Annotated in this window: 8 protein-coding genes, 2 tRNA genes and 1 pseudogene; 5 read left to right on the forward strand and 6 right to left on the reverse strand. The window is 73.5% G+C overall.

What is annotated here, in order from left to right:
- Positions 1-36: 36 nt before the first annotated feature.
- On the reverse strand, positions 37-1,251 hold the full coding sequence (locus FHS34_RS21940) for an MFS transporter (protein WP_184967979.1): 1,215 nt from the start codon (positions 1,249-1,251) through the stop codon (positions 37-39).
- Positions 1,252-1,386: 135 nt separating this feature from the next.
- Between FHS34_RS21940 and FHS34_RS21945 the strand changes: the two genes are divergently transcribed.
- Positions 1,387-1,968, forward strand: a complete 582-nt coding sequence (locus FHS34_RS21945) for a TetR family transcriptional regulator (RefSeq protein WP_184967981.1) — start codon at positions 1,387-1,389, stop codon at positions 1,966-1,968.
- A gap of 76 nt (positions 1,969-2,044) precedes the next feature.
- On the opposite strand, the gene FHS34_RS21950 is transcribed toward FHS34_RS21945, so the two are convergent.
- Both FHS34_RS21950 and FHS34_RS21955 read right to left on the reverse strand, forming a co-directional pair.
- A complete protein-coding gene (locus FHS34_RS21950) occupies positions 2,045-6,988 on the reverse strand; it encodes a PAS domain-containing protein (RefSeq protein WP_184967983.1) in 4,944 nt (1,647 codons plus the stop codon).
- Positions 6,989-7,219: 231 nt separating this feature from the next.
- Positions 7,220-7,693, reverse strand: coding sequence for an SSI family serine proteinase inhibitor (locus FHS34_RS21955; protein ID WP_184967985.1), 474 nt, complete (start codon positions 7,691-7,693; stop codon positions 7,220-7,222).
- Positions 7,694-7,860: 167 nt separating this feature from the next.
- Between FHS34_RS21955 and FHS34_RS21960 the strand changes: the two genes are divergently transcribed.
- Together FHS34_RS21960 and FHS34_RS21965 are read left to right on the forward strand one after the other, a co-directional pair.
- Positions 7,861-7,951, forward strand: a tRNA-Ser gene (locus FHS34_RS21960).
- 239 nt (positions 7,952-8,190) lie between these two features.
- Positions 8,191-8,263: transfer RNA gene (locus FHS34_RS21965), tRNA-Arg, on the forward strand.
- A gap of 94 nt (positions 8,264-8,357) precedes the next feature.
- Here the strand turns inward: FHS34_RS21965 and FHS34_RS21970 are convergent.
- Together FHS34_RS21970 and FHS34_RS21975 are read right to left on the reverse strand one after the other, a co-directional pair.
- Positions 8,358-8,552: a DUF1918 domain-containing protein gene (locus FHS34_RS21970; RefSeq protein WP_184967987.1), complete on the reverse strand. Its 195-nt coding sequence runs from the start codon at positions 8,550-8,552 to the stop codon at positions 8,358-8,360.
- Positions 8,553-8,657: 105 nt separating this feature from the next.
- Positions 8,658-9,197: a tyrosine-type recombinase/integrase gene (locus FHS34_RS21975; RefSeq protein ID WP_308288289.1), complete on the reverse strand. Its 540-nt coding sequence runs from the start codon at positions 9,195-9,197 to the stop codon at positions 8,658-8,660.
- Between the two features lie 22 nt (positions 9,198-9,219).
- On the opposite strand from FHS34_RS21975, the pseudogene FHS34_RS21980 reads away from it, so the two are divergent.
- Positions 9,220-9,575: pseudogene (locus FHS34_RS21980) on the forward strand (XRE family transcriptional regulator); the annotation flags it as partial.
- Positions 9,576-9,577: 2 nt separating this feature from the next.
- Positions 9,578-10,003 carry an NUDIX domain-containing protein gene (locus FHS34_RS21985; RefSeq protein ID WP_308288288.1) on the forward strand — a complete coding sequence of 142 codons (426 nt, stop codon included), beginning with the start codon at positions 9,578-9,580 and terminating at the stop codon, positions 10,001-10,003.
- 206 nt (positions 10,004-10,209) lie between these two features.
- Here FHS34_RS21985 and FHS34_RS21990 read toward each other — a convergent pair whose 3' ends face one another.
- Positions 10,210-10,683: a VOC family protein gene (locus FHS34_RS21990; protein ID WP_184967989.1), complete on the reverse strand. Its 474-nt coding sequence runs from the start codon at positions 10,681-10,683 to the stop codon at positions 10,210-10,212.
- Positions 10,684-11,003 lie beyond the last annotated feature (320 nt).

An 11,003-nucleotide genomic window follows, 5' to 3' on the forward strand; every position in this document is an offset into this window, starting at 1 on the left:
GCCGGGTGGCCGCACCCGGCCACCCGGCCCCCGGGGTCACCGCCGTGCGCCCCGCCCGGCCGTGGCCGCCCAGCCCAGCACCAGCCACAGCCCCGCCACCGCGCACACCCCGGCCCAGCCCCAGTGCTCGAAGGCGGGGCCCGCGACGGCCGAGGCGAGGGCGCCGCCGGCGAAGCCGGAGACGACGTAGGCCGTGTTGGCGGTGGCCGGTGCGGAGGTCGTGGTCAGGGCCAGCGTCTGGTTGGCGACATGGGAGGCGACCAGGGCCGCGTGGATCGCGACGGCCGCGGCGAACAGCGCGGGCAGCACGTGCCCGCCGAGCCAGAACAGCGGCACGGCGACGCCGGCCAGCGCATAGGCGGTGCCGACGACCCGCGCCGCGCCGAACCGGTCCACCAGGCCGCCGGCCAGCGGCGCCACCGCGCTGGCGGTCAGGCCGAAGAGTCCGAACAACCCGGCGGTCGCGGTGGACAGGTCGTAACGGGGACCGGTCAGCAGCAGCGCGAGCGAGGTCCACAGGGCGCTCCAGGCACCGAACATCCCCGCCTGCCGCACGCACGCCCGCCACAGGCCGGGCGAGCGGCGCAGCAGCCCCGGCAGCTCCGCGACGCCCGAGAACAGTCCGCCCTGCCGCACCGGCCGCTCGGCCGGCAGGGCCAGGGCGGTGGCCAGCCCCAGGACGAGGGTCAGCACGGCGGACCCGGCGAACACCCAGCGCCAGCCGAAGCCCTGGCCGGCGAGCCCGCCGAGGACGCGGGCCGCGACGATGCCGGTGAACAGCCCGGCGATGACGGCCGCGACATGACGGGCGCGCCGGTCGGCCGGGGCGCGCGCGGCGACCAGCGGGACGAGCAGCTGGGGGACGACGGTGGCCGCGGCGGCGACGAAGACGGCCGCGGCGAGGGCCGCGGTGCCCGGAGCCACGGCCGCGAGGAGCAGCGCCGCCGCGGTGGCCACGGAGAGCCAGGCGACGAGCGGGCGGCGGTCGACGCGGTCGCCGAGGGGCGCGAAGAAGAGCAGTCCGGCCGCGTAGCCGAGCTGGGCGACCGAGGCGATCCAGGCCACGGCCGAGGCGGTGGTGCCGAAGTCGTGGGCGATCAGGGGGAGCAGCGGGGCCGCGAGGTAGATGTTGGCGGCCGTCACGGCGGTGCAGACGGCGATGAGCAGGAGGAAGAGGGAGCCGGAGGCCGGCCGTTCGGGGGCGGGGGGCCGGACCTCGGCTGCCTGGCGGGTGGTGGTGGCTGACGGCATGAGCGCGGATACTCCTTAGGCGCCGACTCATACAACCAACTGGTTGGTTGATAGACGCCAACAGCGTGCACGGCCGCCGGCATTCCCGTCAACCAAATAGTTGGTTACCTGTGCCCGGGCCCCTACCCTGTCCCCATGGCAGCAGTGAGGGACCCCGAGGCCACCAAGGCCCGCATCTTCGAGGCGGCGGTCGCCGAGTTCTCCCGGCACGGCATCGCGGGTGCCCGCATCGACCGCATCGCCGCGGCGGCCAAGGCCAACAAGCAGCTGATCTACGCCTACTTCGGCAACAAGGCGGAGCTGTTCACCCAGGTCCTCGGCCGGTGCATGGTCGACCTGGCGTCGGCCGTGCCCGTCGACCCCGACGACATCGACGGCTGGGTGGACCGCCTCCTCGACTACCACGCCGCCCACCCCGAACTGCTCCGCCTCCTCTTCTGGGAGGGCATCGAGTACGGCAGCGCGGAACTCCCCGACGAGCCGGCCCGCCAGGACCACTACGCCCGCAAGGTCACCGCCATCGAGGACGGCCAGGCCCGGGGCGTCATCACGGACGCGATCCCGGCCGGCGACCTGCTGATCCTGCTGACCGCGCTCACGAACTGGATGACCGTGGTCCCGCAGATGCGGCGGATCCTCGCCGGTACGCAGGACAGCGACCGCGACCGCCTGCGGACCTCCATCAAGGAGGCGGCCCGCAGACTGGTCGCCCCCTAGGGCCTCTCGTGCGGCCCGGGCCGTATCGGGCGCGGTGCCGGGGCCCGCGAGCCCGGGGCGGCCCGGAACCGGTCCCCTAGTTGGTGCCGATCCGGGCCAGCAGGTCCACGATCCGGCTCTGCACCTCGGTGCTGGTGGACCGCTCGGCGAGGAACAGCACCGTCTCGCCCGAGGCCAGCCGGGGCAGGTCGGCCTGGTCGACGGCCGCGGTGTAGACGACGAGCGGGGTGCGGTCGAGCTGTCCGTTCGCCCGCAGCCAGTCCACGATCCCGGCCCGCCGGCGGTGCACCTGCATCAGGTCCATCACCACGAGGTTCGGCCGGAACTGCCCCGCGAGCGTCACCGCGTCGTTGTCGCTCGCGGCCCGCGCCACCTGCATCCCGCGCCGCTCCAGCGTCGCGGTCAGCGCCAGCGCGATCTCCGCGTGCTCCTCGATGAGCAGCACCCTCGGCGGATGCTGCTCGCTGTCCCGGGGGGCCAGCGCCTTCAGCAGCACGGCGGGGTCGGCGCCGTACGCCGCCTCCCGCGTGGCCTGCCCGAGCCCGGCCGTGACCAGCACCGGCACCTCGGCGGCCACGGCGGCCTGGCGCAGCGACTGGAGAGCCGTACGCGTGATCGGCCCGGTCAGCGGGTCCACGAACAGGGCGGCGGGGAAGGCCGCGATCTGCGCGTCCACCTCCTCGCGGGAGTGCACGATGACCGGCCGGTAGCCGCGGTCGCTGAGCGCCTGCTGGGTCGTCACGTCCGGCGCGGGCCACACCAGCAGCCGGCGCGGGTTGTCCAGCGGCTCCGGGGGCAGCTCGTCGTCCAGCGGCTGCGGGCGCGGGGTGTCGGCCACCTCCACGGCCCCGCCGGGACCGTCCAGCGGCTCCGGCCCCTCGGCGGCGTCCGGCCCCGGGGCGCCTATGGCGTACGACCGCCCGGCCCCCTCGGTGCCCGGGACCGGCAGGGGCTGACCGCCGAGCGAGGGCTGCGGCCCGGGTGCCCCGGCGGGCGCGGGCTGCGGCAGCGACGGCTGTCCGGCGAGCGACGGCTGCGCGGGCGCCGGTTCGGCCGACGGGTGCGGCCGGGCCGCCTGGTCCGGCTTCGCCTCGGGACGGGTGGCCGGGTCCGGGGGTGTGCCCAGCTTGCGCCGCCGGCCCGAACCGCCGGGCGCGTGCGGCGGCGGGGTCGCCGTCGGCTGCTGCACCTGGGCGGCCTGCCGGGCGAACGGCACCCCCTGCCCGAGCGTGCGGACGGAGATCGCCCGCCCCTGCGTGGAGTCCGGGTCGGCCGGCGCGCCGCCCGCGGCCTCGGCGGGCAACGGCTGCGCGGCCCGCTGCGGCCGGACACCGGGCACGCCCGCGGGAAGCGGGGTGCCGGGAACCGGCGTACCGGCCGCCGGGATCGCGGGCTCCGGGGCCGGGGCCCCCGCACCGGCGGTGTCACCGGCGCCGGGCCACTGCTGCGGGACACCGGCCACCGGACCGCCGCCGGGCGGTACCGGCACGGACTGGGTTCCTTGCGCGGGCACCTGCCCGGTCCCGGCCTCGGCGGGCAACGGCAGCGCACCCGGGGCCGCCACCGGAGTACCGGCGGGCGGGGTGCCCGGCTGCGCGGCGGCCGGGGATCCCGGCGCCTGCGCGGGAACGGGCTGCGCGGGGGTGCCCTGGCCGGGTACGGCCGCGGACTGCTGGGCCGGGACGGGAGCGGGCTGCGCCGCGGTGCCCTGGGCGGGCGTGCCCTGGGCCGGGACGGGTGTGCCCTGGGACGGCGCGGCCGAGGCCGGTGCCGCCGGGGCGGGCGCGGGCCGGCCGGTCGTGCCCTGGGCGGGTACGGCGGCCTGTCCCCCGGCTGCCGGCTGCGGTGCTCCGGCAGCCGTCGGCACGGCTGCGGGAGCCGCCGCGGGCGCCCCGGTACCCGGCTGGACGGGGATGCCCTGTCCGGCCGTGCCCTGCGCCGGGGTCTGCTGACCGGGGACCGGCGGTACGGCCGCTCGCTGGGGAGCCTGGCCGGGAGCGGCCGGCACCGGATTAGGCTGCGGCGGAGTCTGCCCGGCCGCGGTGCCCGGCGCCACCGCCGGGTCGGCCTCGGCCGGCTGGGCCACGGCACGGCGCCGTCGGCCGGTCGGGGCGCTGGTGGGATGCGGCTGCGGCGGAGTGTGGTCGTCGGCCTGGTCGAGCGGTACGGCGTCGTGGCGGCCGTCGTCACCCGGGGCGCCCTCGACGGACAGCGGCGTCCGGGCGGGTACCTGCACCTGACCGGGTACCTGCACCTGACCGGGCGCCACCTGACCGGGCACCTGCACCTGACCGGGGGCCTGCACCTGACCGGGCAGCGGCCCGGTACCGGCCTGCGGAGCGACGGTCTGCGGAGCGGCGGTCTGCGGAGCGGCGAGCTGCGGCCGTCCGTCGACGGCCGGACCGGCACCCGGGGCGAGGGGAGCACCCGCACCGGGAGGGACGGGCGCGCTCGCACCCGGGGCCACCGGCACGCCCGCGCCCGCGCCCGGAACCGTGCCGTTCGCCGGGGCCGCGGTCTCCGGGGACCGGTCGGCCTCGGCCGGCGGCAGGGCGAAGACCGTACGCGCGCCGCCCGCCTCCTGCGCCGCGGCGCGCTCCGCCGCGGCGGCCAGCGCCCTTCGGCGCCGTCCGGTCGGCTGAGCACCCTCGGCGGGAACCGGCGTGCCGTCCTGTGCGGGAACCGCCGCGTTGCCCTGTGCGGGGACCGGTGCGCCGCCCTGGGCCGGGACCGTCGGGGTGCCGGCGGCCGGGAGGGCCTGGGCGCCCGGCAGCGCGGGCGCGCCCGGTACCGGCTCGCCGCCGGCCGCGGGGAGCGCCGGGGGCAGGGCGGCCTGCGGGGCGCCCGAGTCGCGGCGGGCCCGCCGGCCCGTGGGCGCGGGCACGCCCTGCGGCGGCACGGTGCCACCGAGTCCCGTACCCGAGGCCGCCGCGCCCGCGCCCTGCTCGGCCGCGGTCACCACGGCGCCCTCGGCCACGCCCTCGCCCGCACCGGCGGCCACACCGCCCGCGTCGCTCTCGGCGGAAGGGCCACGGCGCCGGCCGGTACCGCCGGACGCGCTCTCCGCGTCCTCGGCCGGGCCCGCCGTGATCTCCCCGACGGGCCCGGCGGGTCCGGCTGATCCGGCGGGACCGTCGGCACGTCGCCGCCGTCGGCCGGTCGGCGTGGGCGCCTCCGCCTCGACGGCGTCACCCGCGCCGGCCACGTCACTCTCCAGGAAGGCGTCCGTGGAGGCCCGCCGGGCCCGCCGCCGGCCGCCTCCGGCGCCCTGCCCGGCCGCCCCGGAGTCGTCCCCGAAGGCCCCGCCGGCGTCCGGGAACTGCGCAGCCGCGGCGTCCGGGACCTGCGCGGCGACCGCGCCCGCCCCGCCGCCCAGCGGAACTTCGAGCACGTAGGCGCTGCCGCTCATGCCCGGCACCTCGTGCGTCTGCAGCACGCCCCCGTGGGCGCGCACGATGCCGCGCACGATCGGCTCGTGCACCGGGTCTCCCCCGGCGTACGGCCCGCGTACCTCGATCCGCGCGACCTCGCCGCGCTGGGCGGCGGCGACCACGACGGTGTTGTCCAGATAACCGCCCGCCGACACGGGCGTGTTGCCGGTGGCGTCGACCCCGGCGACGTCCGCCACGAGATGCGCGAGCGCGACGGCGAGCCGCTGCGGGTCGACCTCGGCCTCGATGGGCGGCGCGTGCACGGCGAACTGCACCCGGCCCGGACCGATCAGCTCGACGGCCCCGTCCACACCGGCGGCGACAACGGCGTCCAGCATCACCTTGGTACGGGCGATCTCCTCGCCGTCCGCGTCCAGCCGCTGATAGGCGAGGACGTTGTCGATGAGGGTGGTGATCCGCGAGTAGCCGGCCGACAGGTGGTGCAGGACCTGGTTCGCCTCGGGCCACAGCTGCCCGGCGTCGTCCGCCGCCAGCGCGGCCAGCTCGCGCCGCAGCTCGTCCAGCGGCCCGCGCAGCGACTGCGCGAGCAGGGTCAGCAGCTGTTCGTGGCGCCCGGCGAGGGCCTCGTACCGGTCCTTCTCCCGCTCGGCGAGCGCGGCGTACCGCTCCTCGCCGGAGGCCAGCTCCTCGGTGTGCTTCTCCAGGAGTTCCTCGGTCTCGGCGACCTGCTGCTGGCGCAGCGCGGTCAGGTCGGAGGCGTGCTCCTCGGAGAGCCGTTCCAGCTCCTCGGCGTGCGCCTTTTCCAGCGCCTCCTTCTCCTCCGCCAGGGCGTCGAACGGCCGCCGGTCGGTGAAGGTCATCACGGCGCCGACGAGCTGGTCCCCGTCCCGCACCGGCGCGGTGGTCAGATCGACCGAGACCTGCTCGTCGCCCTTGGACCACAGCACCTGCCCGCGCACCCGATGCTTGCGCCCGGAACGCAGGGTGTCGGCGAGCGGCGACTCCTCGTACGGGAAGGGCGAGCCGTCGGCGCGCGAGTGCAGCACCAGCGTGTGCAGCTCCTTGCCGCCCAGCTCACCCGCCCGGTACCCCAGTATCTGGGCGGCGGCCGGGTTGACGAGCACGATCCGCCCGTCGGTGTCGGTGCCCACGACGCCTTCCGCCGCGGCCCGCAGGATCATCTCGGTCTGCCGCTGCGAGCGGGCCAGCTCGGCCTCGGTGTCGACGGTCCCGGACAGGTCCCGGACCACGATCATCAGCAGCTCGTCGCCGGTGTAGCCGTAACCGTCGTACGCCTGCTGCCCGTCCAGGTTCGCGCTGGTCACCTCGACCGGGAACTCGCTGCCGTCGGTTCGCCGGGCGACCATCCGGGTCGGCTTGGTCCGCCCGCGGGGATCCATGTGGTCGGGCCGCCGCATGGAGCCGGGGATCAGCCGGGAGTCGAACTGCGGCAGCAGATCGAGCAGCCCGCGCCCGACGAGCGCGGTCCCCGGCGCCTCGAAGGCCTCCAGCGCGATGGTGTTGGCGTTGACGACGGTTCCGTTGGCGTTGACCAGGACCAACGCGTCCGGCAGCGCGTCGAGTATGGCTGCGAGGCGAGCAGCGCCTCGGGATGGCCTGCTGCTCACGAGACGCCTTCCTCCCTGTTACCGCACCTTGCCGACCGCTCGGGCCATCTTGCCAACCGGCCCGCGACGTGTCACGCGAGGGAGTCTAAGGGCACCGGTCGCACTCGCGGCGCCGGATGAGAGGGAGGTCCCACGAGGAAGTGACGGCGAACGCGTGACCGATGCCCCGGCTTCCCCATACCTTCGCGGGACCTTTACGGAACCGGTGCGTCCGCCACGGTTCCCCGTCCGTCACGCGGCCGGCCCCATCTTCGGCAGCAGCGGCACCATCCCGTCCCACCGCCCGGCCTGGCACCCGTCGGCCCGGTCGAACGAGGTGTCGACCGGGCGGCCGGCCCAGATGCCGGTGACATGGGCGGTGGCGGGGCCGCCGTAGAGCATGGTGCAGGTGGTGCCGGGAGGTACCGGTGCGAAGGGGTCCCGGCCCCAGCGCGTGTGCGTGTCGAGCACCCGGCAGGCCCCGGCGACGTCCGGGTGGTGCCCGGCGCCGGGGTGGCAGTACAGCTCGTACCTCCCGTCCCGCGCGGCGCCGGCGTTCCGGACCACGACGGTGAGGTGGTCGCCGCGGTCCTCGGGCCGGGCGGGCGGCGGTGCGGCGGTGGCCGAGGCGGCGGCCGGGACGGCGGTGAGCGGGACCAGGGAGGAGGCGGCGGCGAGGGACGCCACGAGGAGGCGGCGCCCGGTGGCCGGCAGGACGAAGACCATGCCCTGTCCAACGCCGGACCCGCGAAGACGTTGCGGCGCACCGCCGGGCGAAGCCCTTTGCCCTGTGACCGGTGCGCCTAGTACCGTGGGGGGCGATTGGTGACGCGGTGCTTGCCTGTGTCATCATCTGCACGCACCGATCGCGCGCTCGCGTGAGCGGTTGTGCTGGAGGCGTCGCCTAGTCCGGTCTATGGCGCCGCACTGCTAATGCGGTTTGGGCCTTAAAGCCCATCGAGGGTTCAAATCCCTCCGCCTCCGCACCGATCCCGAAGCCCCGGTCCCCAGGACCGGGGCTTCGGCGTTCCCCGAGACCGGAGGCTCCGGTGTTCCCCGGATGCCCGCGCGGATCATCGCCGCGTCCCCCGTTCGCGACGTTTTCGCAGGTCACAAGGGGTGGGCGGATCGGATTTCACATGACGGCGGCAGTCATGTAATGTTCTTCCTGTCGCCGCGAGCGGGCCGAAAGGACCGGGAGCGGGGGCAAAACAAAAGAACAAGCACTCGTAGCTTAACGGATAGAGCATCTGACTACGGATCAGAAGGTTGCAGGTTCGAATCCTGCCGAGTGCACAACAGTTCAGAGGCCCTGTGGAGAGATCCACAGGGCCTCTGGCTTTTCCCTTGACGGCAGTGTTTGACGGCAACCGCCGGGTTGGAGCGCCGCCTAGTCGTCGGACGCGAAGGGACGGACGACGGTGTCCGGGCCTGGACTCATCAGCGTCTCGTGCCCGTCCTCGAAACGGACCCGGTAGGGAGGTCCTCCATCCATCCCGAGCACCTCGATGATCTCTGCGGTGCGATCGTGCTGTCCCACGATCCGACCGTGAACAAGAATCCTGTCGCCGACACTGGCCTGCACGCTGTCACCCTTCTGTCGAGCTGTCCTCGACTGCCCTTCCCCGCGAAGTGCTGGGTCGCAACGACGGGCGTCATCAGTTCGACCTAACCGGTGAGAGCGGGCCGATCAAACGGCTACGAAGACGCCAGCCGCGCCGTCGTCATCGTCTGGCCTGTTGTCGTCACCCCTGAGCGCATCCCCGACGCGGTCGAAGGCGGACCGCTGGGAGTCGAGCCGTACGAAGGTGTAGATGTCCATGGTCACGCGGATGGAGCTGTGGCCCAGGACTTCCATGATCATTCGCGCATCGCCGCCCTGTTCGTGGAGCAGGGACGCGCGGGTGTGGCGCAGGGCATGGAAGCGGACCTTACGGACTCCGGCGCGAGCGCACAGCGCCTCGAAGGACCGGTTCAGGTTCCGCGGCTCGATGGGGGTCCCGTTCTTCGTGGTGAAGACGAGGCCCTGCCCCGTCCCCTTCCAGTTGGTACCGGCCGCCTTCCGGTCGGCTACCTGCTGCGCGCGCTGGGCACGGAGCGCCGTCACGCATTCGGCCGGCAGAGCCACGCGGCGGGCCGAGCGCTGAGTCTTCGGCGCGACGATCAGCAGTTCGCCGCCGACCCGCTGAAGGGCCTGCCGGACGGTGAGAACGCCTTCGTGGAGGTCCACGTCCGACCAGCGCAGCGACGACGGATGTGCGGCCCGTATCGCGCGATCGGCGACCCGGACAGCACGAATGTCCAACAGCGCGGCGCGGAGGAGAGGTTCGGCCACGGGATCGAGTCCCGTGGCCGACTCGCCCTCATGCACTACCGCCCGCTTGCCGGGGTACCTGGCATCGAGGTTCGAACCCATGCCACCACGCTCTACAACTCGATCTATCGTGCGGATGACCAGGCACTGGTCAATGCCCATGTCTGGGGCGTGAACGCCTACGGTGCTCCCGTGCGGCATCTCCGGCGCAGCGGGAAGGGCGGCATGTTCGACACCTACACCAGCAGCTTCGACGCGGTGTGGGAAACCGCGACACCGGTAGGAGAAGGCTGACCATGGCACGGACCGAGTACTACGACGACCCAGCGGCACCAGAGCCGAACAGCATGGTGGTCGCCGCGTCCGCCGTGGTCACCGACGACGAAGGGCGCGTACTCCTTCAGCGCCGCCGGGATAACGATCTGTGGGCGCTGCCAGGCGGCGGCATGGAAATGACCGACTCACTCCCAGGAACGGCCGTCCGCGAGGTGAAGGAAGAAACCGGACTGGACGTAGAGATCACCGGGCTCGTGGGAACGTATACAGACCCTCGCCACGTCATCGCCTACTCGGACGGTGAGGTGCGCAGGCAGTTCAACGTCTGCTTCACCGCCCGCGTGGTGTGCGGCGTAGCGGCTTCGGGCTGGAGGTTTGGGACCGAGGCAAGGCGACGGGCGCCGCCCCACGGTGAGGACGGCGCCCATACGAGGGGAAAGCTTTGAGGTGTGACCTCATCCTTATCAGGTCGATCACTGGCCGGTGACGACTCCGGCCAACACGCGATAGGCCTCCCCTGTTCGTTCGCTGAGGTTCGCCGGTGACCGCTGCTGTCCGCTCCTGTTGGTGTCAGCCGCTGGTGTCAGCTATCGCGTGGGGCCTTGACAAGCCAACCGCGTGCGGCAGCGACGCCGCGCTCCGTGAGGAGTAGTCACCGGCCTGGCTGGCGGTGGGTGATTTCCTGAAGCAGCCAACCATTGCCGTCAGGATCGCTGAAGGTGGCGTAGGAGGCATAAGAGGTTCGGTCTGGGTGAGGGCCGGCGAGCCGCTCCTGGCCGTCACCGTCGTGGACGGCATCTCCGCCTTCGTGGCCGTGGTGGAGAAGCCCTCCGGCGTCGTGAAAAATTTCGCTCACTTTGATGCCGCGGCCGACGAGTTCCGAGCGTGCCTGCTCGACGTCCGGGACGATGAGGTATAGGCCCTGGACTGAGCCTGGCGCGGCGGAGATCATGCCCTTGCCGAAGATAATGGAGCACGCTGACCCGGGTGGTGTGAAGTGCACCAGTCGGTAGTCGTCGCTGAACGTGTTGTCGACATCCAAGCGGAATCCCAGCGTCTCGTAAAAGCTCTTGGCCCTGTCGACGTCAGAAACCGGTAGCACTATTACTTCGAGCTTCAGATCCATCGTCTTTACCTCTAGATCGGATTCCGAGAGAATGCGATATCAATTGAGTAGGTGCGCCCTGAGGTCCAATTCCGGGCAGAGGTAGATCTGGGAAGTCGAAGTCGACTGACGTGCCCCCTGCCAGTGTCCCGCGCGCGTAACTGTTGCGCATCCGCGGAGACGACTTCGTCCCGTGTACAGGCCGACTTGAACGCGTGACCAGGATCGTTGCTGTCCCACCGGCCAGCAAGTCCCAGTGAACCGCGCTTACAGTGCTGTTGTCCCGGGCGCCCTGTCGCTGTGTTGAAAAAAGTTGAAAGTGGCTCGATGCCGGACCGTGT

This window comes from Streptomyces echinatus, from assembly GCF_014203595.1.
GTDB lineage: Bacteria > Actinomycetota > Actinomycetes > Streptomycetales > Streptomycetaceae > Streptomyces > Streptomyces echinatus.